Source organism: Acinetobacter sp. CAU_H_60 (genome assembly GCF_058599385.1).
On sequence record NZ_CM178653.1, the window covers coordinates 1467987 to 1494736 of the forward strand.

Annotated in this window: 18 protein-coding genes and 3 pseudogenes; 13 read left to right on the plus strand and 8 right to left on the minus strand. The window is 40.8% G+C overall.

The features are described 5' to 3' along the window. The first annotated feature begins 25 nt into the window (after positions 1-25). The 4 genes from AC4MBN_RS06825 to AC4MBN_RS06840 are packed head-to-tail and all read left to right on the plus strand — an operon-like array spanning position 26 to position 5057. On the plus strand, positions 26-1627 hold the full coding sequence (locus AC4MBN_RS06825) for an ABC transporter ATP-binding protein (protein ID WP_491880897.1): 1602 nt from the start codon (positions 26-28) through the stop codon (positions 1625-1627). A 15-nt stretch (positions 1628-1642) separates the two neighbouring features. Next, positions 1643-2737 carry an ABC transporter permease gene (locus AC4MBN_RS06830; protein ID WP_491880898.1) on the plus strand — a complete coding sequence of 365 codons (1095 nt, stop codon included), beginning with the start codon at positions 1643-1645 and terminating at the stop codon, positions 2735-2737. Positions 2738-2761: 24 nt separating this feature from the next. Continuing rightward, the gene (locus tag AC4MBN_RS06835) at positions 2762-3682 is read left to right on the plus strand and encodes an ABC transporter permease (RefSeq protein ID WP_491880899.1); all 921 of its coding nucleotides are present in this window, start codon (positions 2762-2764) and stop codon (positions 3680-3682) included. A 25-nt stretch (positions 3683-3707) separates the two neighbouring features. After that, positions 3708-5057, plus strand: coding sequence for an amidohydrolase family protein (locus AC4MBN_RS06840; protein ID WP_491880900.1), 1350 nt, complete (start codon positions 3708-3710; stop codon positions 5055-5057). Between the two features lie 36 nt (positions 5058-5093). On the opposite strand, the gene AC4MBN_RS06845 is transcribed toward AC4MBN_RS06840, so the two are convergent. Then, on the minus strand, positions 5094-5705 hold the full coding sequence (locus AC4MBN_RS06845) for a hypothetical protein (RefSeq protein ID WP_153561942.1): 612 nt from the start codon (positions 5703-5705) through the stop codon (positions 5094-5096). 797 nt (positions 5706-6502) lie between these two features. On the opposite strand from AC4MBN_RS06845, the gene AC4MBN_RS06850 reads away from it, so the two are divergent. From AC4MBN_RS06850 to AC4MBN_RS06865, 4 genes and pseudogenes are all read left to right on the plus strand, one after another. Beyond that, positions 6503-7774, plus strand: a complete 1272-nt coding sequence (locus AC4MBN_RS06850; protein WP_491880901.1) for a carbohydrate porin — start codon at positions 6503-6505, stop codon at positions 7772-7774. 166 nt (positions 7775-7940) lie between these two features. Beyond that, positions 7941-10343 carry a glucose/quinate/shikimate family membrane-bound PQQ-dependent dehydrogenase gene (locus tag AC4MBN_RS06855; RefSeq protein WP_491880902.1) on the plus strand — a complete coding sequence of 801 codons (2403 nt, stop codon included), beginning with the start codon at positions 7941-7943 and terminating at the stop codon, positions 10341-10343. Positions 10344-10575: 232 nt separating this feature from the next. Continuing rightward, on the plus strand, positions 10576-12726 hold the full coding sequence (locus AC4MBN_RS06860; RefSeq protein WP_491880903.1) for a TonB-dependent receptor domain-containing protein: 2151 nt from the start codon (positions 10576-10578) through the stop codon (positions 12724-12726). A gap of 317 nt (positions 12727-13043) precedes the next feature. Then, positions 13044-13379 (plus strand): annotated as a pseudogene (locus tag AC4MBN_RS06865) (site-specific integrase); the annotation flags it as partial. 171 nt (positions 13380-13550) lie between these two features. Here AC4MBN_RS06865 and AC4MBN_RS06870 read toward each other — a convergent pair. Genes AC4MBN_RS06870 through AC4MBN_RS06895 form a run of 6 tightly spaced genes read right to left on the minus strand, consistent with a single transcriptional unit; the run spans position 13551 to position 20374 of the window. Further along, positions 13551-14609 (minus strand): 2,3-butanediol dehydrogenase, encoded by a 1059-nt coding sequence (locus AC4MBN_RS06870; RefSeq protein WP_419365172.1) that lies wholly within the window; start codon positions 14607-14609, stop codon positions 13551-13553. 21 nt (positions 14610-14630) lie between these two features. Further along, entirely contained in the window at positions 14631-15416 is a 786-nt protein-coding gene (locus AC4MBN_RS06875) for an acetoin reductase (protein WP_491880904.1), read from the minus strand. Between the two features lie 11 nt (positions 15417-15427). Continuing rightward, positions 15428-16828, minus strand: a complete 1401-nt coding sequence (gene lpdA, locus AC4MBN_RS06880) for a dihydrolipoyl dehydrogenase (RefSeq protein ID WP_034705948.1) — start codon at positions 16826-16828, stop codon at positions 15428-15430. Positions 16829-16839: 11 nt separating this feature from the next. Continuing rightward, positions 16840-18375 carry a dihydrolipoamide acetyltransferase family protein gene (locus AC4MBN_RS06885; protein ID WP_491880905.1) on the minus strand — a complete coding sequence of 512 codons (1536 nt, stop codon included), beginning with the start codon at positions 18373-18375 and terminating at the stop codon, positions 16840-16842. Between the two features lies 1 nt (position 18376). Continuing rightward, positions 18377-19396 (minus strand): alpha-ketoacid dehydrogenase subunit beta, encoded by a 1020-nt coding sequence (locus AC4MBN_RS06890; protein WP_491880906.1) that lies wholly within the window; start codon positions 19394-19396, stop codon positions 18377-18379. A gap of 15 nt (positions 19397-19411) precedes the next feature. Then, the gene (locus tag AC4MBN_RS06895) at positions 19412-20374 is read right to left on the minus strand and encodes a thiamine pyrophosphate-dependent dehydrogenase E1 component subunit alpha (protein ID WP_075166713.1); all 963 of its coding nucleotides are present in this window, start codon (positions 20372-20374) and stop codon (positions 19412-19414) included. 342 nt (positions 20375-20716) lie between these two features. On the opposite strand from AC4MBN_RS06895, the gene lipA reads away from it, so the two are divergent. From lipA to AC4MBN_RS06910, 3 genes and pseudogenes are all read left to right on the plus strand, one after another. Then, a complete protein-coding gene (gene lipA, locus AC4MBN_RS06900; RefSeq protein ID WP_491880948.1) occupies positions 20717-21691 on the plus strand; it encodes a lipoyl synthase in 975 nt (324 codons plus the stop codon). Positions 21692-21947: 256 nt separating this feature from the next. Continuing rightward, positions 21948-23039, plus strand: coding sequence for a sigma-54-dependent transcriptional regulator family protein (locus AC4MBN_RS06905; protein ID WP_048881925.1), 1092 nt, complete (start codon positions 21948-21950; stop codon positions 23037-23039). A gap of 519 nt (positions 23040-23558) precedes the next feature. Next, positions 23559-24324: pseudogene (locus tag AC4MBN_RS06910) on the plus strand (IS5-like element ISAba31 family transposase). 260 nt (positions 24325-24584) lie between these two features. Here AC4MBN_RS06910 and AC4MBN_RS06915 read toward each other — a convergent pair. Continuing rightward, positions 24585-24963 (minus strand): annotated as a pseudogene (locus tag AC4MBN_RS06915) (tautomerase family protein). A gap of 190 nt (positions 24964-25153) precedes the next feature. Here AC4MBN_RS06915 and AC4MBN_RS06920 point away from each other — a divergent pair. Together AC4MBN_RS06920 and AC4MBN_RS06925 are read left to right on the plus strand one after the other, a co-directional pair. Further along, positions 25154-26313 (plus strand): IS3 family transposase gene (locus tag AC4MBN_RS06920; RefSeq protein WP_491880371.1). Its coding sequence is split into 2 segments (ribosomal slippage): positions 25154-25388 and positions 25388-26313, totalling 1161 coding nucleotides; the frame shifts between segments, so codons are not numbered across the junction. 73 nt (positions 26314-26386) lie between these two features. After that, on the plus strand, positions 26387-26677 hold the full coding sequence (locus AC4MBN_RS06925) for a hypothetical protein (RefSeq protein WP_491880907.1): 291 nt from the start codon (positions 26387-26389) through the stop codon (positions 26675-26677). Positions 26678-26750: the final 73 nt, after the last annotated feature.

Below are 26750 nucleotides of genomic sequence, written 5' to 3' on the forward strand. Positions count from 1 at the left end.
GGCCAAAATGAGTGGAGACTGAGTTATGAGCGATCTGCCTCACATGTCAAATGACATCGAAACGTCATCGCTCAATGAGCAGCAAATTCCACGACTGGAGCTGATTAATATCAGCAAAAGCTATAACTCATTGAAAGCAAATGACAGTATTAATCTAAAAGTCCAACCTGGGCAAATTCATGCCATCCTGGGTGAAAACGGTGCTGGTAAAAGTACCTTGATGAAAATCATCTACGGCGCGACCAAAGCGGATAGCGGTCATATCGTCTGGAATGGCAAAGAAGTACAGATAGAAAGTCCGTCGATGGCCAGAAAACTGGGCATCGGCATGGTGTACCAGCATTTTTCCCTATTTGAAACCATGACCGTGGCTGAAAATATTTTATTAGGTCTGGATGAGAAAATAGACCTAAAAAGCTTAGCGGCTAAAATTACCGAAGTATCAGAACAATATGGCTTGCCGGTAGATCCACGGCGTGAAGTTTTTTCTTTATCGGTTGGTGAGCGACAACGGGTCGAAATTATCCGCTGTCTACTCCAAAATCCGTCCTTACTCATTTTAGATGAACCGACTTCAGTCTTAACTCCACAAGCGGTACGTCAGTTATTTAAAACTTTGCGACTGGTGGCTTCGCAAGGTGTCTCAATTCTTTATATCAGCCATAAATTGCATGAAATCAAAGAACTCTGTGATGAAGCGACGATTCTGCGTAATGGTAGAGTCACCGGCTATGTACTGCCTTCTGAAAACAGTACCAGTGAACTGGCCAAATTAATGATTGGCCGGGAATTGCCGACTTATGCGCATGCTGAATATACAGGCGAACATCGCACGCTGTTTCTGGTGAAAAACCTGAATTACGAAACTGATGATCCTTTTGGCGTGTCCTTATCCAATATTCAACTCAACCTGAATTCGGGTGAAATTCTGGGCATTGCCGGTATTTCGGGTAATGGTCAATCTGAATTACTGGTACTGCTTTCAGGTGAGCAAACGGCGAAAAGAGGTCAGGTTTTTCTACTAGATCATGATATTTCTGAACTCAGTGCAGGCCAGCGACGTGATCTAGGCTTGGGCTTTGTTCCGGAAGAGCGTTTAGGTCGGGGTGCTGTGCCGAATATGACATTGGCACAAAACACTTTATTGACTGCTTTTCGTCAGGGTTTAAACAAATGGGGCTTTATCCAGTTTGAGAAAACTGTCGCTTTTGCCCAGCAATGTATCGAAAAATTCGGGGTAAAAGCTGCAGGACCACAAGCTGAAGCCCGCAGCCTTTCGGGTGGGAATCTGCAAAAATTTATTGTAGGGCGTGAAATCCTGCAACAGCCCAAAGTGCTGATTATTTCCCAGCCAACCTGGGGCGTTGATGTCGGCGCATCGATGTTTATCCGTCAAACCCTGATTGATCTTTCTCGTCAAGGTGTTGCGATTTTAGTGATTTCAGAAGAGCTGGAAGAACTGTTTGAAATTAGCGACCAGATTTGTGTTCTGGCTGGTGGAAAGCTGTCAGCACCTGTTCCGGCTAAAAATACCAATGCAGAACAGATTGGCCTGCTCATGTCAGGTATTCAGGCAGATCCAGCAATATTAGCTGAGTCCGAGCCTGTCCATGAAGTACATGCGTAGAGAAGAGGTGTAAATATGCATTTATTAGAACCTAGAGAACATCCTTCTCAATTGATGAAATGGCTTTCACCCGTGCTTGCATTACTCGCCATGCTGGTAGTAGGTAGCCTATTGTTTTTAATGCTTGGGGTGAATCCTGCTCAGGCTTTATATATCTTTTTTATTGAGCCATTGACTTCAGTCTATAATCTGAGTGAACTGATAATTAAAGCCAGTCCGCTGATTTTAATTGCCTTGGGTCTGGCTGTTGGGTTTCGTGCCCGTCTGTTTAATATTGGTGCCGAGGGGCAGTTGGCTATGGGGGCCATCTTTGGCGGTGGTATTGCCATCCTGTTTCATGAGCAGATCGGCTGGTGGATTTTACCTTTAATGGTGATTATGGGTGCGATTGGTGGTGCAATTTGGGGTCTGATTCCAGCGCTGCTAAAAACCCATTTTAATGCACAAGAAACCCTGACCACCTTAATGATGAACTATGTGGCATTTTTTCTACTGATGTATCTGGTTAATGGCCCATGGCGTGATCCAGATGGCATGAACTTTCCACAATCCGTAATGTTCTCGGAAAGCGCGACCCTGCCGCTGATTATGGAAGGCACACGGATTAACGCCTCCATTTTTATCACAATCATCGCAGTGGTGCTGTTCTGGGTTTTTATCCGTAAGAGTCTGATGGCTTATAAACTGGAAGTCAGTGGTCAGGCACCTTTGGCAGCTCAATATGCAGGATTTTCAGCTAAAAAAGCTATCTGGTTAAGTTTGGGAATTTCAGGCCTGATGGCGGGGATTGCCGGAATCTGTGAAGTAGCAGGTCCAATCGGCCAGCTCAATCCGAATATCTCACCAGGTTATGGTTATGCAGCCATTATTGTGGCTTATCTTGGCCGATTAAATCCAATTGGAATCGTACTTTCAGGTTTCCTGATGGCGCTGATCTATTTAGGTGGTGAACTGGCACAAATGCAGTTGCAGCTCCCAGTCGCCATTACCGGAATTTTCCAGGGCCTGCTTTTATTTTTCCTGCTGGCTTCAGATGCCCTGATTGAAAACCGCTACCGTTTTGCCAAAAAGAAAGTCAAAAAAACCATGACCACTGCGCAAGCAGCCTGAACCAGACAGAAGAAGGATAACAACATGAGTATTGAATTAACCGCAATTGTTGCCGGAACTGTCGCTGCGGCAACGCCATTGATCTTTGCCGGGCTGGGTGAGCTGGTAGCAGAGCGTACCGGTGTCATCAATCTTGGGGTAGAAGGCATGATGCTGGTCGGTGCCATTGCTGGATTTGCTTTCGCTAGCCAGTATGAAGCCAGTGTCGCCAGCGCCTTATTTATGGGCGGATTGGCAGGCACATTGATGGCACTGATTTTTGCATTTTTTACCTTATCTTTAAGCACCAATCAATCCGCCTGTGGTCTGGCACTCACTATTTTTGGGATCGGGATTTCAGCCTTTCTAGGACAGAATTATGTCAGTACGGCCTTACCGGGTCTGGAAAACCTAAAAATTCCGGGACTCGCTGATATTCCATTCATAGGGCCAGTCCTGTTCCAGCAAAACTATGTGGTGTATCTGTCCATTCTTGCTTTTGTGCTGGTGTGGTGGGTACTGAGTAAAACCCGTTTAGGCCTGTTACTGAAAGCTGTTGGGGAATCTCCAGAAAGTGCACATGCCATGGGCTATAACGTGCTAGCGATTCGCTATGGTGCAGTCATGTTTGGCGGTGCGATGGCAGGTATTGGTGGTGCTTTTTTATCTACGGTTTATACGCCGATGTGGATTGAAAATATGGTCGCAGGACGTGGCTGGATTGCAATTGCTTTAGTCGTTTTTGCTGCATGGAAACCAACGCGTTTGATGTTGGGTGCCTATCTGTTTGGTGGTGTAACGATTTTACAGTTTCATGCCCAGGCTCTGGGTCTAGAAGTACCGAATGAACTGTTATCGGCATTGCCATACATTGCAACGATTGTCGTCTTAGTCCTCATTTCACGTGACAAGAAGTTATTGAAACTCAATTTACCAGCATCACTCGGCAAAACCTTTAGCCTTTAATCGGACAAATCTCAGGAATTACTTTATGAAAATTATAAGCGCAGATTATGTCCTGACCATGAATTCCAACCTGGACTGTATTAAAGATGGTGCTCTCATTAAACAGGTAGGAACATTACAGGAATTAACTCAGCAATATCCTGAAGCTGCAGTTACTCAGTATCCCAAAAGTTTATTGATGCCGGGTTTGATTAATACCCACTGCCACTCAGGCCTGCTACGCGGTACAGCCGAGGGTCTGCCAGTCTGGGACTGGTTGCAACAGTTTATTGACCCGATGCATCGGGTAGTGACTCCGGAAGATGCCAAAATTGCCTCTTATCTCTGCTATGCCGAAGCGCTGCTATCCGGCACGACTACCATTGTGGATATGTGGCGTTATATGGAGGGTAGTGCCGAGGCAGCACAGCAACTCGGTATACGTGCAGTGCTGGTGCCCTATGTGGCTGAACATCCAGATCACAACTATTTTGAAACCCTCAACAGCAATGAAGCTTTAATTCAAAAATGGCATCAAGCTGCAAATGGGCGAATTCATGTTTGGGTTGGGCTGGAACATCTGTTTTATGCTGAAGAAAAGGCCTTGGTACGTATTCAGAAAATGTGTCATGAATATCAGACTGGCTTTCACACGCATAGCAATGAAAGCAAGTTTGATGTCGAAGAAAACCTTCGACGTTATGGCGTGCGCCCGATCCAGACGCTGGAGCAAATGGGTATGCTGGATGTGCCTCAATGCCTGTTAGCGCATTGTGTCTGGACCAATTCAGCAGAGATCGAAATCTTAAAACACTATAATGTTGGTGTCGCACATAATCCGATCTCGAATATGAAACTCGCCTCTGGGGCTGCACCCATTACGAAAATGCTTAAACATGGCATTGCTGTAGGATTGGGTACTGATGGAGAGAAAGAAAATAATAATTTAGACATGTTTGAAGAAATGAAAACTGCTTCTTTACTGGCGAAGTTTTCCGGTTTGGATGCCGCAGCACTCGATTCATGGTCAGTCTGTCAGATGGCAACTCGGACAGGTGCCAAAGCCTTAGGTATGCAGGATCAGATTGGTTCGTTAGAAGCTGGAAAACTTGCCGATATTATTGCAGTAAATATTGCAACTCCAAGAATGACCCCCTTGATCGATCAAGGCCCGTTATTTAATTTACATACCAACCTAGTGCATGCAGTACAAGGGCAGGATGTACATATGACGATGGTGAATGGCCAAGTGGTAGTAGAAAACCGGAAACTGGTACGTGCTGATCTGCAAATCTTAATTGATCAGGTCAATCAGGCTGCTCCAGCCTTGTTCCAGCGACGCACGAAATGGCTCGCAGAACAGGGAAGTGCGGTCAATGAATTACAGCGCCTGTAAATAAAGTTTAAAAACCAACCCTAACTTTAAACAGACTTATCTATGCTCCAGAATGGATAAAAAGGCTTCGATAAAGTTAGGCAGTCTTTTATGATGGATCTGACCGACCTTGATCACTTCATAGGTCAGACCATCAGCCTGAAGGTTGTTACTTTCAGCTTTTAATTTTTGCAGTGTCAACTGCAAGCCTTTTAACCATTCTTCAAGCGCCTTGATCGGGATATCATTTTTAAGATCTCCACCTTGCATGGCAGTTTTAAAATGACTCAAGGTCGTACTATCCTTAAAGCAGGCTTCCACCTGATGTTCAGTATTTTCAAACAGGTCATGCTTAATCACAAATAAAAATTTTCCAATCGCTGGCTTAAGCGCGCTGAGATAAATATTTTTTTCATTCAGGGTATATCTTTTATTTCTGGTATTAATAAATTCTGAATTCCAGCCTTGAGATTCTAGAAAATGATCCATTTCAGCGAAGATGAGATCAGTGACTTGTTCCTCAATGCGTTCTGCGAGTTCCTTCAGTTCATGACTGAGCACGATCAGATTATTTTCCAGCTTTGAGCGCTGGGATTTTTCTTCATCATGCTGCTTGGATTGGGCCAAAATGGCCTGGAAGCGTTGTTCAGGCGTCATGATTTTACTCACTTGATATGCAGCCTTGATCACTTAATCATGTGACTGAAAAGCTTTAATTGCAAGTAGGAATAAAGGAAGATATTTCGGTAGATTCTAAAATAAATAATATATTTATATTGATACAAATTATTGTTTTTAAATTTAATAATTATTATTAGAATATTTTTTATTTGGTTTTAAACTCGAATCATTACATATTTTGTAGCGATTCAATTAAGTTATTTATAATGACTCATTTTACTTACAATTAACTCATCAAAAGATGAAGCCAATATAAAGTGGTTAACGAGAATATTGATAGAAAGGATTAAGAAAATATACATCTATAATCAACTATAAAGAGCCAATAATTTTAATTTTTACATATATTTAAACTTTATTTATTTAGTATAGATCACTCTTTATCTCATTTAATGATTATAGATACCTTTATAAAACCAGATTTTTTCAATTTTCCTCGCTAAGAAACTCAAGAATAGAAAGGCGATGACCATCAAGTTTCAGTATGAAAAATGCACAAAAGACTAAATGTTTTTTTGTTACGCAATTCGAATTGGTAATTTTTTGTACAAAAGAACTGATGTAGAAGAATTATTTATAGGTGGTATTATTTTTATTAATATTATATTTATTTTCTCTTAAATTATTGAATTTAAAATTTAAAATTTTCTTAAATTAAAATTAACAAAAGGATTAGATTAGCTAAACTTCATAACATTATTAATACTTTTCCTTCATTATTTGAAACTAAAAAATTAAATTAGTGTACTATATTTAGTAAAAACGTGATTAAGGTGAAGCATTTAATGTCTATTTCTCCCTTATCTAAGGCTGTCTATACATCCTTAGTTGGATTGCTATTGGCAAATACAACTACCCAGGCCGCTGATGCATTTAGTGCAGAAAGTCCGTGGATGTTGGGTGACTGGAATGGTCAACGTATCCAGCTTCAAGAGCAGGGCTATGATTTTAGCTTTGGATATACAGGTGAAATGGCGACTTTACTTGACGCGAAACGCTCAAATAGCCATGGCACAGAATATACCGGTCAGTTAAACCTGGGTGCTCATCTAGACTTGGAAAAAATTGCCGGCTGGAAGGACACTGAAGCTCAAATTACCGTGACGCATCGCGATGGCCGTAACCTTTCCAATACTTCTGAAGCATTAAATGGTCAGTCACTTGATCAAGCAAATGGTCATTTAAGTTCAGTACAGGAAGTATGGGGCCGTGGTCAAACCTGGCGTCTTACAGATTTCTGGATCAAGAAACAATTCCTGGATCAAAAACTCGATGTGAAAGTCGGTCGTTTTGGTGAAGGTGAAGACTTTAACAGTTTCGATTGTGATTTCCAGAATCTGGCATTGTGTGGTTCACAAGTGGGTAACTGGGTAGGAGATCAATGGTATAACTGGCCAGTTTCTCAATGGGCTGCGCGGGTTAAATATAACGTTACCCCGGAAGTTTATACTCAGGTAGGGGTTTATGAATACAATCCTGAAAATGCTGAGAATCGTGGCAAAGGCTTTAACCTGAGCACAGACGGCTCTAAAGGCGCGATCATTCCTGCAGAAGTGGTCTGGACACCGAAACTGGGTGAGCAAAAACTGCCAGGTGAATATCGTGCTGGTTATTACTACAGCACCGCTGATGTAGATGTCATTGATACAAATTCAGATGCTAAAGGTCATCATCACGGGGGCTGGATTGTAGCTAAGCAACAGCTGACTTCACATCAAGGGGATACATCACGTGGTTTAAGCGGTTTCGTGAACGTCACTGTTCATGACTCTAAAACCAACCAAGTTAGTGATATGCAAAATATCGGTCTTGTCTACAAAGGTGCGATGGATGCCCGTCCACAGGATGAAATCGCTTTGGGTGTTGCCCGTATCAATATGAACAATGATGTATTGGGTAACCGTAGTGAAGAAGTCGATGCGGAAATCTATTACGGCATTCATGCAACTAACTGGCTGACCATCCGTCCAAACCTGCAATATGTCCATCATGTCGGTGCATATAAAGACGGTGAAAATGTCTGGGTGGGTGGAATTAAGTTTAATACGTCGTTCTAATCGGAGTTTTTAGTTGCAAATACACAATTGATTCTTCCATTACTTTGGGGCATTGATGAACTGATACTCCAAGTATTCATGTATTTATAACTAAGAACTTAACAATATGGTGTCTATGCCGCTTAAGTGCTTAGACGTTCAAGAAATCAAAAAAAAGGTGTTCAATATGAATACTTCGTCTTCAGGTTCAGTACTGAAAACGATTCTGGCAGCTATTGCTGCCATTTTCGGTTTGGTTCTGCTATTTGGAGGAATATATCTGGCAACACTTGGTGGGTCTTGGTACTACATCATTGCCGGTCTGTTCTTCCTGGCGACAGCCGTGTTATTACAAAAACGTAAAAGCACAGCCCTTATTGTTTATGCAGTATTGGTCCTTGGTACAGTGGTATGGGGTCTTTGGGAAGTGGGTTCAGACTTCTTTGCACTGGCACCACGTCTAGATATTTTAGGCCTGTTTGGTCTGGCTCTGCTGATTCCTGCAGTGACTCGCGGTTTTGGTGACAGCAAAGCGGCAAAAATGGCGCTGACAGGCTCTCTGGCAATTACGATTGCTGTCATGATTTATTCTGTATTTAATGACCCGCAAGAAATCCGTGGCGAATTAAAATCACAACAACCTGCAGTCCATCAAGCCATTCCGGGTATTGCCGATGAAGACTGGCCTGCTTATGGTCGTACTCAGTCAGGTTTACGTTATTCTCCATTAAAACAGATCAATTCTGAAAACGTAAAAGATCTTGAACTGGCTTGGGAATTCCGTACTGGCGATACTAAAACAGATAAAGACTCTGGTGAAACGACCAATCAGGTGACTCCAATTAAAGTGGGGAACAACCTGTTCATGTGTTCAACTCACCAATATCTGATTGCACTCGATCCTGCAACTGGTAAGGAAAAATGGCGTTTCGACCCTAAACTGAAAGCGGACAATACCTTCCAGCATTTAACTTGTCGTGGCGTATCTTATTATGATGCGAACAATACTGCAGGTTTTGAAAGCAGTCTGGCTGCACGCTCAACAACTTCTGCTGAATGTCCTCAAAAAGTGATCTTACCAGTCAATGATGGACGCCTGGTTGCAGTGAATGCGACTACGGGTAAAGTATGTTCTGACTTTGGTAACAATGGTGAAGTTGATCTGCAAAAAGATATGCCATTCCCATATCCAGGCGGTTATAACCCGACTTCACCTCCAGTAATTACAGGTACAACCATCATTATCGCGGGTTCAACCACTGATAATTACTCAACTGAAGAACCTTCAGGTGTGATCCGTGGTTATGACGTAAATACCGGTGAATTATTATGGGTATTTGATACTGGCGCAGAAGATCCAAACGCGATTCCAGCTCCAGGACAAAAATTTGTAAACAATTCGCCAAATGCATGGGCACCATTGGCTTATGATGCACAGTTGGATATTGTCTATGTACCAACAGGTGTAGGTACACCGGATATCTACGGTGGTCACCGTACTGAGCTAGATGAGCGTTATGCGAACTCAATGCTGGCACTGAATGCGTCAACTGGTAAATTGATCTGGAACTTCCAGACGACCCATCATGACCTTTGGGATATGGATGTACCAGCTCAACCGACATTAACTGATATCAAAGACAAAAACGGGAACATGGTTCCAGCGATCTATGTGCTGACCAAAACCGGTAATGCCTTTGTGTTAGACCGTCGTACAGGTGAAGCGATCGTTCCGATTACTGAAAAACCAGTACCTCAGTCAGTAAAACGTGGTCCGCAAACTAAGGGCGAGTGGTATTCAAAAACTCAACCATTCTCTGACTTTAACCTGGCACCTAAAGATAAATTGACGGATAAAGACATGTGGGGTGCCACTATGTTTGACCAGTTGATGTGTCGTGTATCGTTCAAGAAATTAAACTATGATGGTATTTATACACCTCCATCTGAAAATGGCACGTTAGTATTCCCAGGTAACCTCGGTGTATTCGAATGGGGCGGCATGTCAGTCAACCCAGACCGTCAAATTGCATTGACCAATCCGATTGGTTTGCCATTTGTGACTCGCTTGATTCCTGCGGATCCTAACCGTGAGAAAACTGCCAAAGGTGCAGGAACTGAAGCGGGCGTACAACCAATGTATGGCGTGCCTTATGGTGTTGAAATCAGTGCCTTCCTGTCTCCATTCGGCTTGCCATGTAAGCAACCTGCATGGGGTTATGTCGCTGGTGTTGATCTGACCAATCATGAAATCGCTTGGAAACGTCGTATCGGTACGATTCGTGACAGTATGCCGGGCATTCCATTGCCTCCATTTAAAATGGGTGTACCAATGTTAGGTGGTCCAATCTCGACTGCAGGTAATGTGATGTTTGTCGGTGCAACTCAAGACAATTACATCCGTGCGATCAACGTGACTAATGGTGATGAGCTGTGGAAAGGTCGTCTACCTGCAGGTGGTCAAGCGACGCCAATGACTTATGAAGCCAATGGTAAGCAGTATGTTGTGATTATGGCGGGTGGCCATGGTTCCTTCGGTACCAAAATGGGTGACTCTTTGGTTGCCTATGCACTACCTGACAATAAATAATGAAGTTTTATAGTTAAGTAAAAAAGCCTGATTCGTCAGGCTTTTTTATGCAAAATACAGGCTGTTATGACAATAAAGCTTGATTATAAAATCATGAACCTTTAGCTCGGCTTTCCTGCAAGTATTCAGTTTGATCTTTTGCAGATGCTGAGTCTTCAAAATTAATAAGACACTTTTAAAACGTTTGAACTCCCATGGCATGAGTGAATGCCAGATATCAGGAATATTAGCTATGCATCTTCATACCACGCGGTTGCCGATGAAATCGACTTTATCCTGTCTGATTGCTTGTATCAGTCAAGGAATTTATGCGGAAGAACCGGTTACAGAGGTACAGCGACTGGCTCCCATTGTGGTTGAAGCAACCCGTACAGATCGTGCCATTCTGGAAACCCCGGCATCTGCCTATTATCTGAATCAGGAACAACAAAATAGCTTAAATGTAAACCTGTCTGAAACCTTAAAAGGTGTGCCAGGTTTGCAGCTGAATAACCGGGAAAACTATGCCCAGGATCTGCAAATTTCCATGCGCGGTTTTGGCGCTCGATCGACTTTTGGTGTGCGCGGGGTACGTTTATATGTGGATGGTATTCCTGCCACCATGCCAGATGGACAAGGACAGACCTCCAATATTGACCTGAATAGTTTGGATCATATTGAAGTATTGAGCGGGCCATTTTCATCGCTATATGGCAATTCCTCTGGTGGAACCATCTTGACTCAAAGCCGAGAAGGGCAAGGTCCGGATTCAGTCACTTTTGGATATTCAGGTGGCAGTCAGAATAAAGGGCAAGCCAATCTGGTGTTACAAGGTGGCTCAGACAATGCTTCTGAGCCTAGCTATGTCATCAGTTCATCTTATTTTGATACTGATGGCTACCGAGACCACAGTAGTGCGCATAAAGTCCTGAATAATGCCAAGCTAACTTGGGACCTGGATGATGGTTCTAAAATTAACTGGGTGAGTAACTATGTCAAAATTGATGCAGATGATCCGGGTGGTTTGACTCGTCCACAATGGGAAGCCAATCCGAAGCAAGTGGTTGGTAATGTCACCAAATACAATGCTCGTAAAGAAATTGAGCAGGTGCAAACTGGCTTAACATGGAATAAGCCGATCAATGATCAGCATGAACTGTACGCTATGGCATATGCTGGACAGCGTTCTGTAATCCAGTATCAATCAACGCCTAAATGTGCTTACGTTGATGACACAGATGTTTGTATACCTAATACAATTCAGCTAGGTAAAAAGCATGCGGGTGGTGTGATTGATTTTGATCGTAATTTTTACGGTACTGACGTTCGTTGGACAGGCAAAAAAGTACTACCAAACTTAAAATTAATTGCCGGTGTTGAGATCGATGCCATGACCGAAGAACGTAAAGGTTTTCAAAATTTTATCGGTGACACGCAATATGGGGTTAAGGGCGAGCTACGCCGTGATGAAGATAACACTTTGTGGAATCTAGATCCTTATCTGCAAGCCTCTTATGCCGTCACTGATACTGTAAATATAGACGCAGGCTTACGTTATAGTAATGTGCATTTCAAATCTGAAGACCGTTACCTAAGCAATGGCGATAATTCAGGTAAAACGACTTATGAGAAATTACTGCCTTCAGTTGCATTCAGTTGGAAAATTCTTCCTGATTTAATGACTTATGCAAGCTATGCACAAGGTTTTGAAACACCTACATTTACCGAAATGGCTTATCCGGCTGATGGTAGCAACGATGTATTAAGCTTAAAAGCGGCTGAAAGTGAAACTTATGAGCTAGGATTAAAATCTGCGAATCGCTTTGGTGATATGACCTTAGCAGCATTTCAGACTCAAACCAAAAATGACATTGTTTCTGCGGGAAGTGATGGCGGGCGCTCAACGTTTCGTAATGCAGATAAAACTCTAAGAAAAGGATTAGAGCTATCTTGGAATAAAGATCTTTGGCGTGATCTAACAGCTCAAGCCAGCTATAGCTATATTGATGCAACATTTGATGCCGATATTCCAGCAATTGGTACAGTAGCTGCAGTTTCGTCAGGTAACTATATTCCTGGAATTGCTAAGAATCAGGCATTCTTTAGTTTGGGATGGAAACCTGAAAATGGTTTACATGGTGGAATAGATGTACGTTACTCAGACCGAATTTATGTTAACGACATTAACTCACAATATGCACCAAGTTATACAGTGGCTGGGGCTAATGTAGGCTATAACTGGAATGTCAAAGATTTGTCTGTAAAAACGTTTGCACGCGTAGATAATCTGTTTGATAAGGATTATTCAGGCTCAGTCATTGTCAATGAAAGCAATGGTCGTTTCTATGAACCTGCAGAAGGTCGTAACTGGAGTGCTGGATTAAGCGTGACAAAAGAGTTTTAATTTAAATGTGACTTAAGCTTTCTCAATTTATTCAAGATCCATGTTCACATGTGTATGTCCGCCAAGATCAGCAATAAGTGCGAATCTAAGGCGGACATTTTTACTTTGGAGAAACCGGACATTTCTACTTGGGGCTTACAAGTGTATTTCGTATAATGTATATTATGTTAAATTAAGTGCATACTACTTTTACTTCATAACTCCCTGTGTTTATAGATAAAAAATATATAAAACAACAACTTATTTTAAAGATAATCCTATGCTAATTTTATTTAAGTCTATATAGTGTTTACTTCATTTAGTTCTTCAATTGTGTAATGTTCTTCTTAAAGACAATCAAACTCTCAAAAAAGCATTCAACTCAAAATCGAATTGTTGTGCTGTTCAATGCTTCGACTACAACTCCTTGTCTTTATCCATTGCTCTATTCTTTATCTGTTTTGAGATTTCAAAGTGTCGCTACCCAACAATCAGATATGCTCGCACTTAAATTTTGGTATGAATTCTGGTTCCAGAAGTTTTCAACATCGTTTTGTGAGTCATTCCTTTCTTTGAGCTATGATCCTGAAATCTATTTACAAGAAATCGATAATTTTATGTTTTTCTTAGAAAATAATAAAAAAATAGAAACCAATCTAATTCGTTTGAGATCTAATCTTGATGTTTACTAGGCTGTATGATCAAAATCATACTGGCACTCAACACTGTAAATTTGAGAATGAATCTGTAAGTACAGAGTCACTCCCTATCGCTAAAGATATTAGAAATAGCTACATAAAGTTTATTTCTAGCTTATTCAAATTTGTCGTTAAAATTAGGTTTTACTACGGATGAACAATAATTTTTACTGCAGACTCATTATTATGAATCAGCGTTTCAAAGCCTTTAGAAACAAGATCATCTAATGCAATACGTTGGGTAATAAAAGATTCTAGATTAATCTTACCTTGCTCGACTAAGCGGATGGTTTCCTGATGGTCATTTACATAAGCAATCGTGCCACGAATATCTAGCTCTTTCATAACCACACTATGCACATTAATTGTGGCAGGATGGCTCCAAATCGAAACGATAACGACCACACCAGTTGGTTTCATCGCCGCCACCAGTGTATCCATGACTTTATTAACACTACTACATTCAAAAGCGACATCAACACCACGGTCTTCCGTAATTTTCATCACTTCAGCGACCACATCAACCTTAGATGGATCTAGCACATAATCTGCAACACCCGCTTCTATCGCTTTTTCTTTACGCTTTGCACTCAATTCAGTAATGATGACCGTGAGACCTTTAGCCTTTAAAATGGCTGATAAAAGTAAGCCTATAGGGCCTGCTCCACCAACCAGTGCTATATCGCCAGCTTTTGCACCACTTCTGACATAGGCATGATGACCGACAGATAAAGGTTCTATCAATGCTGCTTGGTCTAAAGGAATATCATTTGAAATAGGATGTACCCAACGCCGCTGAACTGCAATTTTTTCAGAAAGACCACCACCGCGTCCGCCTAAACCAATAAAGTTCATATTTTTTGATAAATGATACTTATCATTGGGGCCAGTCGGGACATCATCCGCAATAATATAGGGTTCAACTACGACATGTTGTCCAATTTGGATATCGTCTACACCCTCACCAACTGCATAAACTACGCCTGAAAATTCATGTCCCATTGTTACAGGTGCAGATTCTCCCGAAATTGGATGTGGATGACCACAAGGTGGAATAAAAATAGGGCCTTCCATGAATTCATGTAAATCTGTACCGCAAATACCGCACCATGCAACTTGAATTCCAACTGTGCCTGGAAGTACTTTCGGTTCAGGGATATCTTCAATTCGAATATCCCCTCGGTCATAAAAACGAGCTGCTTTCATTGTGTATTCCTTATGTTGATATTAACGGTAAACCATTCCACCATCTGTCAAAATAGACTGACCTGTAATATAGTTTGCATCCTCGCTGGCTAAAAATGCAACTAATGCAGCCACGTCATCTGGTGTTTCAGCACGTCCTAAAGCAATACCATCTACATATTTTTTATACGTTTGACCAATTAGTGCACCTGTAATTTCAGAGAACCGCTGATCTATTTCGACCCACATGTCTGTACCAACAACACCCGGACAATAACTATTTACAGTAATTTTAGCACTGGCATATTCTTTAGCCGCAGCTTGCGTCAATGCACGAACTGCAAATTTAGTTGCCGAATAAACACCGAGCAAAGCAAAACCTTCATGACCTGCTATTGAGCATGCATTAATAATTTTTCCAGCCTGTTGGCGTTGTTTAAATTTATTTGCTGCGGCTTGAATCCCCCAAAGTACACCACCGACATTGATGTTCATAATTTGGGTAAATTCACTCGGCGTTACTTCTGCCAAAGCTTTGACTTGTGCAATACCTGCATTATTAATCATGATATCAAAACCATTAAGTGTCGATTCTGCATGATTAATAGCGTCACTGATTTGTATTGGATCTGAAATATCCGCAATAAATGTGGTGGCTTTTACGCCAAAGGCTTCAACCTCTTTTTGAACAGTATTTAACTTTTCTTGATGAAGATCGACCAAGGCAATATGAACACCTTCTTGTGCTAAACGTAAGGCAATACCACGTCCAATGCCTTGTGCCGCACCCGTAATTAAAGCAACTTTGTTGTTTAAACCTCTAGGCATGTTGCGACTCCTTAAATATGGATTGCACGTTGCATCGCCGACAAGACCGACTCATGCATCGCCTCAGACAAAGTAGGATGAGGGAAAATGACCTGCGCTAAGCTTTCATCTGTAGCTTCTAGGTATTTCGCGATGGCAAAACCTTGAATGTGTTCGGTGACTTCATGTCCAACCATGTGAGCACCCAACAATTCACCCGTTTCCTGACTAAAAATGGTTTTAATAAATCCTGCGCTATCGCCCAAAGCCAATGCTTTACCATTCGCTTGTAAAGGAAACTTACCCACATTGATATTCAAGCCCGTAGCTTTCGCTTTCTGTTCTGTCAAACCAATACTGGCCACTTGTGGATGGGTAAAGATACAGCCCGGAATTTGTGTACGATCTAAAGCATGTACATGACTTAGGCCTGCAATTTTCTCCACACAAAGAATGGCTTCATGACTGGCTTTGTGTGCCAAACACGGTGCACCTGCGACATCACCAATTGCATAAATGCCCACTACATTGGTTTTACACCATGAGTCGACTTTAATAAAACCATTCTCAAATTCAACTCCCAAAGCTTCTAGGCCAAGATTTTCAGCATTCGGTTTCACGCCAATAGCTGAAAGCACCTTTTCAACAGTAATGATTTGCACACCTGTGGCAGTTTCAATATGACAATGTACTTGAGCCTGATCAGTTTCTATTTTTTTTACAGTCGCTTCGGTTAAAACCTGCATACCCTGCTGTTCAAATTGCTTTTGTACATACTTCGCAACTTCAATGTCTTCGCTAGGGAGAATCTGCTTTGCAATATCAACCAAGGTAACTTGGCAGCCTAAGTCTTGGTATAGGCTTGCAAACTCACTGCCTATAGCCCCCGAACCAATGACCAGTAAAGATTTTGGTAATTGTTCCGGAACTAAAGCCTCTTTATAACTCCAGACCTGATGGCCATCTACAGGAATATGAGGCAAATTGGCCGCACGTGCACCTGTTGCGACAATAATATGCGGTGCAGAAATCTGCTGTTTTTGACCATTCGCATCTGTAAGCTCTAATTGCTCTTTGGCAATAAACTGGGCTGCCGCGTTAAAAACAGTGATTTGATTTTTTTTCAATAATTGACCGATACCTTGCACGAGTTGCTCAGAAACCTGTCTGCTATGATGGACCAGTTTTTGAATGTCAAAATCAATCGCGTTAAGCGTAAAGCCAAACTGCCCTGCATGTTTGAACTGCTGTGCAAGCGCAGCCCCGCTCAATAATGCCTTGGTTGGAATGCATCCCCAATTAAGACACACTCCGCCTAAGTGTTGTTTTTCAACGATTGCAGTTTTTAATCCCAGTTGCGCTGCGCGAATCGCAGCGACATATCCTCCAGGACCAGCACCAATAACCACAAGATCAAATTGTGTATCTGACATGACTATTCCTCCTACACCAAAATTAATGCAGGATTTTCGACAAACTGCTTAAATGCCGATAAGAATTGAGCACCCAACGCACCATCAATGACACGATGATCACAAGACAATGTTGCGGTCACCATTTCACGAACAACAATCTCATCATTTTCAACGACAGCACGTTTCTCTGCTGCACCTAAGGCTAGAATTGCACCTTGAGGCGGGTTAATAATGGCATCAAACTGTTGAATACCAAGCATGCCCAAATTGGAAATACTGAAACTGCCCCCTTGAAACTCATCAGGTGCCAATTTTCCAGTTTTGGCACGTGTCGCCAGATCACGCATATTATTGGAAATTTGCGCCAAAGATTTACGGTTCGCTGCTTTAATAATTGGCGTGATCAGTCCATTTTCGATGGCTACAGCAACCGAAATATCAGCCTGTTCAAACTGTAAAATCTGCTGATTCTCTTCATCAAACTGAACATTAACTTTTGGAACTTTAATCAGTGCAGCAGCAGCAGCTTTAATCAGCATATCGTTAATGGACAGTTTGACTTGCGGTACAGTACTGTTAATTTGCTGACGCAAAGCCTGAACCGACTCAACATTTAAGTCTATTGTTAAGCGAAAATGTGGTGCATTGCATTTTGCCGCTTGTAGCCGTGCAGCGATTGCTTTACGCATACCATTCATAGCTACGGTGGTGAATTTTGCAGACTCTGTTGGATGTGCATGCTCAGTATGTTGAGCTTGTACAGGATTTTCCCGTTGATATACAGCTTCAACATCTTCCTTACAGACTCGTCCACGTGAACCTGATGCACGACAATCATGCAAATTAATGCCCCATTGTTTTGCCAAACGGCGGGCAACAGGTGTCGCTAGAACATAACTGTCATCTGCTTTAGATTTCGCGGCTTTCGTGCTGGCTTGATGACGTACATCTGGCCAAGAACCACCAGCAGCTTGAACTGCGGCCTGAATATCTTGAACACTGATACGGCCTTCACGTCCAGAACCCGTAATCTGAGCCAAGTTTACATTATGCTTTTCAGCCAATTTCAAGGCATGTGGCGTTGCAAAAATATCATCGCTTTGTTGGTAGCCTTGTAACTCATCAGGAATAGAATATCCGCCCTGAGTCACCGCTTTTGATCCATTACCAACACTGTTCTGTTTAGGAGCAGCTTGTACTTTGGTTTCAACTTGAGCCACATCGACTTTTTCAGGAACCGCTGCTACCGCTTTATTTTCAGTTACAGCAGGTGTTCCACCTAAGGACTGTGCAAATGCTTCAACTTCTGCATCGGAAACTTGGGCGTCTGCACAAATTGCAATGACTCCTCCTACGACAAGGGTATCACCATCTTTAGCAATAATTTTTCGTAGCAAGCCATCGAAAGGCGCTTCTAGAACATTGACGATTTTTGTGGTTTCAATTTCACAAATTTCCTGTCCTTTACTAAATTGCGTACCTTCCTGAATCAGCCATTGGGCAATCGTGCCCTCTTCCATGGACAAACCCCATTTTGGGATTTCTAAAGTTTTAATTTCGCTCATCCTAAGCCTCCAACGTCTTGCGTACAGCCTGTTCGATGCGTTCTACACTTGGTAGCCATTCTTTTTCTAATACTGGTGAAAATGGTACGGGTGAGTGTGGTGGAGTGACTAACTCGATTGGTGCTTTAAGATAATGAAAGCCCTTCTGTGCAATGAGGGCAGCCACATCATGTCCGAAACCACAACGCGCTGCTGATTCATCCACAATAACTACGCGACCTGTTGAAGCCACTGACTCTAAAATGCCATCTTCGTCTAATGGAGAAATGGTTCGAGGGTCAACCACTTCAACCGAAATGCCTTCTTTTGCGAGCTTGTCAGCAACTTCATTGGCACGATGCACCATCAGGCTTAAGGCAATAATGGTGATATCAGTACCTTCACGTGTGTAATTTGCGACACCAAAAGGAATAGTGTAGGCCTCATCTGGTACTTCGCCCTTAATGTCGTACAATAACTTGTGTTCACAAAAGACTACTGGGTCATCATCTCGAATGGCTTGAATCAATAACCCTTTCACATCATAGGCGCTCGAAGGCACCACCACTTTTAAACCAGGCACTGAGGCAAACACGTTATATGGCGACTGAGAATGCTGCGCTGCTGCGGAAAAACCTGCACCAATCATGCCACGTACAACGAGTGGCGCTTTGGCTTTGCCGCCAAACATGTAGCGAAATTTAGCTGCTTGGTTATACAGCATGTCATAACACACGCCGTAAAAATCCATAAACATTAAATCTGCCACAGGTCTTAAACCCGTTGCAGCAGCACCTGCCGCCATACCAATAATCGCTGATTCTGTAATTGGAGTATCAATGACTCGATCAGAACCAAATTCAGTCCATAAGCCTTTGGTTACACCAAGTACACCGCCAAAACCTTCCAGCTTATTATCATCGGTATTTTTACCACCATGTCCACCACGAACATCTTCACCGACCACAATGACACTTGGGTCTCGGCGCATTTCTAATTCAATTGCTTCTTTAATCGCGTTTCGATAACTTTTATTTGGCATTTTTCTACTATTCCTTTAGTAAGAGACGTATACATCGGTAAGTAACTGAGAAACTTCTGGGTACTTAGCTGCACGTGCCTTTGCAACGGCATCGTCTACATTGGCTTTAGACTGAGCGTCAATCGCATCGAGCTTGGCTTCGTCAATTTTGTCTTTGACTTTTTCGCGGAATATTTTCAATGGATCTTTATGTTCTTTGACATAATCCAGTTCTTCTTTAGAACGGATAAGCCCTGGATCACCTTCAAAATGTCCATAAAATCGGTTGGTTACCGTTTCAATCACACTCGGACCTTCACCACGGCGGGCACGTTCAATGGCTTTTTGTGCAACTTCATACACAGCAAAAAAGTCTGTTCCATCTACTTTTTCAGCGGGTAAGCCAAAACCTGCTGCTCGGCCTGCAATATCTTTACTGCCTACGGCATAATCATGTGCAGTACCTTCACCAAAACCGTTATTTTCAAAAACAAAAATGACAGGAAGCTTTAACACAACAGCCATATTAATGGCTTCAAAAGTTAAGCCCTGATTTGAACCGCCATCACCGGTAAAAGATAGACCAATCCCACCATTTTTGAGTGTTTTAGCACTTAAAGCTGCCCCAATAGCCAAAGGTGGACCACCACCCACAATACCGTTTGCACCGAGCATGCCTTTATCTAAGTCCGCAATGTGCATTGAGCCGCCTTTACCACGACACAAACCATCATCTTTGCCAAAAATTTCTAGCATCATGGCGTGAATGTCACAGCCCTTTGCAATACAATGTCCGTGACCACGATGTGTTGAGGTAATGAAGTCCTTATCTGTTAAATTTTCACAGATCCCTACGGCAACAGCTTCCTCACCGCTATAAAGATGGATGAAACCTGGGATATCACCTGTATTGTTTTCATCGTGAAGTCGATCCTCAAATTCACGAATGTCGCGCATTCTTTTGTATGCTGCTAGCAATTGCTCTTCCGTTAATTGCATATATTTATTCCTTATTAACTACGCTTAAAAGAAAATCCCAAATTGAATAACTGGATTTTTAAATCGTATATTTATATAAGAATATTTTTATTTAATTTCATATTAGACTAAAAAAATATAATGCATAAAAACATAAGATAAACATTAAAAACAATGGTTTATAGAATTAAGAAATTTGTAAATTTTTTAATATTATTCAGCTATATACAAAAACAAACCTTTAACCAACCTTTGTTTTATATGATAAGTTTTTTGCCCTGTTTTAATATTATTAATGCATTTAAAGCAGCTTATTTAATATCAGGCTCAATATTAATTATTTTAAACGACGGAGTGTTTGAAATGGATTTAAATAACCCAGTATTAACTGGAAAGAAGCTACGTGGCGCTAAAAAAATGGCGCGTATTCCAATTAAAGTTGTTCCAACGGAAACGATACCGAAAAAGCCAGAATGGATCCGGACTAAAATTAGTCGACCTGAGGAAGTCCAAATCATTAAGGATTTATTAAGACAACAAAAACTACATACCGTTTGCGAAGAAGCAGCTTGTCCTAACTTGCCGCAATGTTTCGGTAGTGGAACAGCAACATTCATGATTATGGGAGATATCTGTACTCGACGCTGTCCATTCTGTGATGTCTCGCATGGCCGTCCTAATGCCTTAGATATTAACGAGCCACTGCATTTGGCTGAAACAGTGAAGAATCTAAACTTAAAGTATGTTGTGATTACTTCCGTTGACCGAGATGATTTAAAAGATGGCGGTGCACAGCATTTTGCAGATTGCATTCGAGAAATTCGTCAAACTAGTCCAGACACTTTGATTGAAGTTTTGGTTCCTGATTTTCGTGGTCGCGCAGATATTGCACTTAAAATTCTGAGCAAAAATCCACCTGATGTCTTTAATCACAATATTGAAACCGTGCCACGCCTGTATAAAGCCATGCGACCAGGCGCTGACTATCAGAATTCATTGAATTTACTTAAGAAATTTAAACACTACTGCCCTGATATCCCAACGAAATGTGGTTTGATGGTGGGTTTAGGAGAGATTGAAGCTGAGGTTATTGCGTTATTAAATGATTTGAAAGATTATCAAATTGATTATGTCACAATCGGCCAATACCTACAGCCATCCAAATCACATGCGCCAATTCATCGTTTTGTTACATTGCAAGAGTTTAAACATTATCAAACTCATGGAGAGCACTTAGAGTTTAAGAATATTTGGAGTGCACCATTAGTGCGATCGAGTTATTTTGCTGACCGCCAGTATTATGGTGAGGCTGTACCTGTGCCCTACGTGCGTGAATGACATTTTCATCATTTAAAGGATCCTATTTATCAACATAATGGTTACTTTTATTAACACTTCAGATAAAAATAGTCATTTCCAGTCCATAACAACACTTTTAAAGTAGCTAAAAGGCTGGTAAAACCCAAAAAAGGTTATTTAACGAATCCAAGAAAAAATGATTTGGTACACGTAAGAAAAGATTGAATGAGTATAGATCTGGAAATTGATTTCTGAAGTTTAAAGATATTACAGTCTAATCATAAAGGAATATGATATGAACCTGTTCAATACAGCACCAGCAAAAAAGCTGCAAACAACACATTTAATTAATCAGCATATTGTTCAGGCTGCACCCGTTTTGGCTTTGCCTCAAGAAGATCAGACTTCCCTATTCCGCCGCTCTATTCAGCATAATTATGCCGATTTATTAAGAATTGCTGATGATTCCGATATGGCAATTGGTCTTACAGATCACCATGGTACTCTGTTATGGACCTGGAGTAGTTCCGCGATGCTTTCTTCTGCTGAACAGGTACATTTTATTGAAGGTGGCCATTGGTCAACGCAGGCGGTTGGGACCAATGCGATTGGTATGACATTAAATAGTCAAACATCAAGTTGTGTATATTCTCATGAAAACCAAATGGACAGCGTTCGTGATTGGGTTTGTTATGCAGCACCTATCTGGGATCCGACTTCAGGTCAATTTCATGGCATTATCAATCTTTCCACAAAATATAAAAAACATACCCCTCTAGGCATTCTTGCTGTGGAACGCTGTGCAGACTTAATACAGCGAGCAATAAAATTTGAACAGAAAAATTTTTTATACATTAAAGCGCTAGGTTCGCCCTGGGTTCAATTTAATGGGCATACTTTGAACTTGACTCACCGTCAAATTGAAATACTTTGCATTTTAGCTTTGTATCCGTACGGGATTGGTTTAGAAGAGTTACACTATGCCCTTTATGGTGAGCGTAATGTCAGCCTAAAAACCCTAAAGGCTGAGCTTTCACAACTTCGTAGCCTATTACCTCATTCAATTGAGGCTCGGATTTATAGGCTTACCTGTGAAGTCCAATGTGATTTTTTACGTGCTGAACAATCATTAAATGCAAATCTTATTTCGAGTACATTCTCGCTATATAAAGGTAGCTTTTTATCTAAATCAGAAAGCCCTTTACTCAGTACTTGGAGACATTGTTTTGATGCCCGTTTAAGCCAGTTGATTTATCAAATAAAGGATACCGATCAATTATTACGGATTATTGGGCAAACACATGATCGTATTGATGCGGTACAGCGTTTATTAGAATTATTACCACAGGACAGCAACTACCGTAATTATTTTTCAAATCTGATTTAAATTTGATTTGTTGCTTCAACTCTAAAGTTTTATTGTGTAGAAGATTGAAAAGGAAGTATGACTTTCATACTTCCTTTAATAAAATTTAAAATTGAGAACTAACTACAGTGAAGTCTAGTAATTCACTTACCTAGCTTTGACACCCAGTTTGTCGCTGGATGGTGTACCCATGCCATTACTACAGCTCTAATAGTTAAAGCCACCAAATCTTCTAAGTCTAAGTTATGTAAGTGTGACTTACCATAAGCGCACGTCTATGCCGTGATGGTGACGATAAATATTTAAGAATGCTGACAAGCTTCATCCACCGTTGGTGATATAGAGGATCGGCATCCCCTTTCTTAAAGGGGTTTCAATGAGGTGTGAATAGCCCCCACTCTTCTAGACAAATTTAGTCTATTCTTAAGACCTTTTTAGTAGGAAAATATCTATTCATAGCTAGGGTGTGTTGACACTTTTAGCTTAAAAAAATAGCGAAGTAGTAAAATCAAATCACCAAACCCAATTTTACTATTCGCTATGCCTCGTACCATGCTGACAGATCAACACTGGCAAAAGTTGAAAGTTATTCTGCGTAATTTATCCATTCACCACAACTCAAATTTACGCAATTTTATTGAAGCTATTCTCTATAGAATTAGAACAGGCTGTCCGTGGCGAGATATTCCTTCTTGTTTTGGTCATTCCAATTCTATTTTCAAACGTTTTAATCGTTGGTCAAGCAGCGGTAAGTTACTTAGATTATTCAAATTACTAGCCTCATGCCCCGATATGGAGTGGATTTTTATTGATGGCTCTCATGTACGTGCTCATCAACATTCTGCCGGCATAGCGAATCAATCTATTTCTAAAAGTGTAGGAGGAAACTCCTCAAAAATACATTTGATTGTTGATGCACATGGCAATCCTATTGATTTCATGATTACCGATGGAACCACACATGATGTTAAAGTTGCGCCTGATTTAATATCAACATTAGATTTAAAAGAGACAAAAGTGGTATGTGCAGATAAAGGCTATGATTCAGAACCACTGCGTGAACAGATCAGGAAAACAGGGACTAAAGCGAATATACCAAAGAAAACGAATAGCCAATCGAACAATGACCATATGGACTGGTATTTATATAAAATCAGGCATTTAGTTGAAAATATGTTTTGTAGATTAAAGCAATTTAGAGGAATAGCTACTCGATATGACAAGCTCAAAAGAAATTATCAAAGTTCTGTTGCCTTAGTCTGTATATTTTTATGGCTACCGTTATAGGGTTAATTATGAACAGTAAGTGTCAACAGACCCTAGGTTCATGAACCAAATATTTTACCAGTTATAACTTTAGTACTCTAAGTAATTAAATTTGTTGTTTATTAAAGATAAATTTAATTGTGAACTATATTATAGGTGAACATAAGTTAACTAAGATATTATGCATATAGCCTATTCCTGTATGTAGCACTCACCAATTAGTTAATATGTCTTTTTCATCCTAGTCATGTTAAACGTAGATATTAAGATTAGTTTGAAGGTTGTCTTTATATAAATCACTTAAATATTTACCTCATAACCTAGAAGAAGCTCATCCGCAATTTTCCCTCGAATACTCCAGTTTTCTTTTGGAGTTTCAAATCAAATATAGTTATTTCAATATCATTAGATTTAATCCCACATAAATGACTTATATTTTTAAATGTTTTCTTGGTCTCTTTTGTTCTTCCTTCAAACACTAAAATCTCGATAATGATCTAAGATCTAGATCGATCCTTTGGTAAATAACATTTTCAGACTCTAACGGTATAAATCGTTGAAAAATCTTTTCCTCGGCATCACTTAGCTCTTTGACTAAAGCTTGATGAATAGCTTTACTCAGTTCTATTCTATGTAGTTCGATTGTTTTATTTAAAGCATAAATTTTTATTTGAGACATTGTTTTCTACGCTCTTATAGTTACAGTTTTAATTATAGTGTGCGCGTTAATCTGGCTAGCGTTGTTGTTCAGCATCATTCATAAAAAGTTCAATTATTTATACAAAACAACTAAATGTGATCCTAGACAAAATAATGGACAGCACGTCCCTCTAAAGATAACGTAACTTTAATCTTTGGAGATTCAAGAAATGGCTAAACGTTTTAGTCCTGAATTTAAACAGCAAGCAATTGATTATGCACTTTCAAACTCGCACGAATCTTTAGCTGCAATCGCCCAGAAATTAGGTGTTGGTTATTCAACATTGGATAAATGGATTCGTGAAATCAATCCGGCGGGTTCAAGCAAACGCCAACTTTCACCAGAACAACAGCGGATTTTAGAATTAGAGAAAGAAGTCAAACAGCTCAGGGAAGCCAATGACATCTTAAAAAAAGCGCATGTGTACTTTCTGACAGATCATGCCAAGAAAAGTACACGGTAATTCAAGATCTGGATGTGAATGAAGTCACTGTATCTTCTGCCTGTAAATGCCTGGGTGTCAGCACTTCAGGCTATTATGCCTGGCGAAAACGCCAGGCCAATCCAGCGCAGAAATATAATGATTTAAAAGCCGTATATTGGCAGCATCATGCACGATTGGGTGCACCTTCATTAGTACATGACATGCATGATTTAGGGTACACCATGAGCGAACGAACCGTTGGAAGAATGTTAAAAAAACTTGGTCTACGGAGCAAGATTGCACGTAAATACAAGCATACGACTGATTCAAAGCATCGTTTGCCTACAGCACCAAACTTGTTAGATCGCCAATTTACAGTCATGCAGCCTAACAAGGTTTGGACAACGGATATTACCTATATCCGTACCAAGCAAGGTTGGCTGTATTTATGTGTGATGCTGGATCTATTTAGTCGTCGTATCGTGGGATGGCAAACCAGCCATCGAATAGACCGCCAATTGGTGTGTGATGCGTTTCATTATTCAATGGCTCGTCAGGGCTATCCAACAGGTGTTATGGTTCATTCGGACCAAGGCAGTCAGTACTGTAGTCGTGATTTTAGAGCACTCTTGCTGACAAATGATTGTATTCAAAGTATGTCTAGACGAGGAAACTGTTGGGATAATGCCGTGACTGAAAGCTTCTTTCATACATTGAAAGGCCAAGTGGTGCATGGCAGTGTGTTTGTCACTCGAAAAGAGGCGAATGCGGTCTTGTTTGACTATATTGAGATTTATTACAATCGGGTCAGAAGGCATTCTGCAAACGGTTGGTTAAGTCCAGAAGCCTTTGAACAGAAATATATTAAAAGTTTAGAGGGATCGATTGTCCACGATACTGTCTAGGATCAATGCTGCCCTGTCTAAATTGATAAAATTCTGGTCCTCTATAAAAACTTGAAGATTGATAAGGACTAAAGTGAACAGACAACATGATTTACCTGAACTAAGTAAATATAGTGAGCTAAGTAGCGATGAACAAGTAGCTATTCATCAAATGCTTATATCTTACGTACGCTCAGATCACTTTTATAATATTATCTTGACTCACGATGTTGAACCCTATGACTTGGTTAAGCTTGTAAGTATTAGTTTTGAGAATAGAGATGCAGCTATCTGGGTTCATTTCGAAACAATAACGGCTGAAAGACTAACTATGCCTCTCGATTTTATTTCAAGAATAGAAATATGTAATCAGGAAATATTTTAAATACTGAGACTTGAAGTGTTGAAATTTATTTAAGTTGCCTCGGAATTTTAAATCTATTAAAAAATAGAGAGGG

Excerpts from the sequence above, each read along its gene's own strand:
- AC4MBN_RS06825 (WP_491880897.1), top strand. The coding sequence starts at position 26 with ATGAGCGATCTGCCTCACATGTCAAATGACATCGAAACGTCATCGCTC.
- AC4MBN_RS06830 (WP_491880898.1), top strand. The coding sequence starts at position 1,643 with ATGCATTTATTAGAACCTAGAGAACATCCTTCTCAATTGATGAAATGG.
- AC4MBN_RS06835 (WP_491880899.1), top strand. The coding sequence starts at position 2,762 with ATGAGTATTGAATTAACCGCAATTGTTGCCGGAACTGTCGCTGCGGCA.
- AC4MBN_RS06840 (WP_491880900.1), top strand. The coding sequence starts at position 3,708 with ATGAAAATTATAAGCGCAGATTATGTCCTGACCATGAATTCCAACCTG.
- AC4MBN_RS06850 (WP_491880901.1), top strand. The coding sequence starts at position 6,503 with ATGTCTATTTCTCCCTTATCTAAGGCTGTCTATACATCCTTAGTTGGA.
- AC4MBN_RS06855 (WP_491880902.1), top strand. The coding sequence starts at position 7,941 with ATGAATACTTCGTCTTCAGGTTCAGTACTGAAAACGATTCTGGCAGCT.
- AC4MBN_RS06860 (WP_491880903.1), top strand. The coding sequence starts at position 10,576 with ATGCATCTTCATACCACGCGGTTGCCGATGAAATCGACTTTATCCTGT.
- AC4MBN_RS06870 (WP_419365172.1), bottom strand. The coding sequence starts at position 14,609 with ATGAAAGCAGCTCGTTTTTATGACCGAGGGGATATTCGAATTGAAGAT.
- AC4MBN_RS06875 (WP_491880904.1), bottom strand. The coding sequence starts at position 15,416 with ATGCCTAGAGGTTTAAACAACAAAGTTGCTTTAATTACGGGTGCGGCA.
- lpdA (WP_034705948.1), bottom strand. The coding sequence starts at position 16,828 with ATGTCAGATACACAATTTGATCTTGTGGTTATTGGTGCTGGTCCTGGA.
- AC4MBN_RS06885 (WP_491880905.1), bottom strand. The coding sequence starts at position 18,375 with ATGAGCGAAATTAAAACTTTAGAAATCCCAAAATGGGGTTTGTCCATG.
- AC4MBN_RS06890 (WP_491880906.1), bottom strand. The coding sequence starts at position 19,396 with ATGCCAAATAAAAGTTATCGAAACGCGATTAAAGAAGCAATTGAATTA.
- AC4MBN_RS06895 (WP_075166713.1), bottom strand. The coding sequence starts at position 20,374 with ATGCAATTAACGGAAGAGCAATTGCTAGCAGCATACAAAAGAATGCGC.
- lipA (WP_491880948.1), top strand. The coding sequence starts at position 20,717 with ATGGATTTAAATAACCCAGTATTAACTGGAAAGAAGCTACGTGGCGCT.
- AC4MBN_RS06905 (WP_048881925.1), top strand. The coding sequence starts at position 21,948 with ATGAACCTGTTCAATACAGCACCAGCAAAAAAGCTGCAAACAACACAT.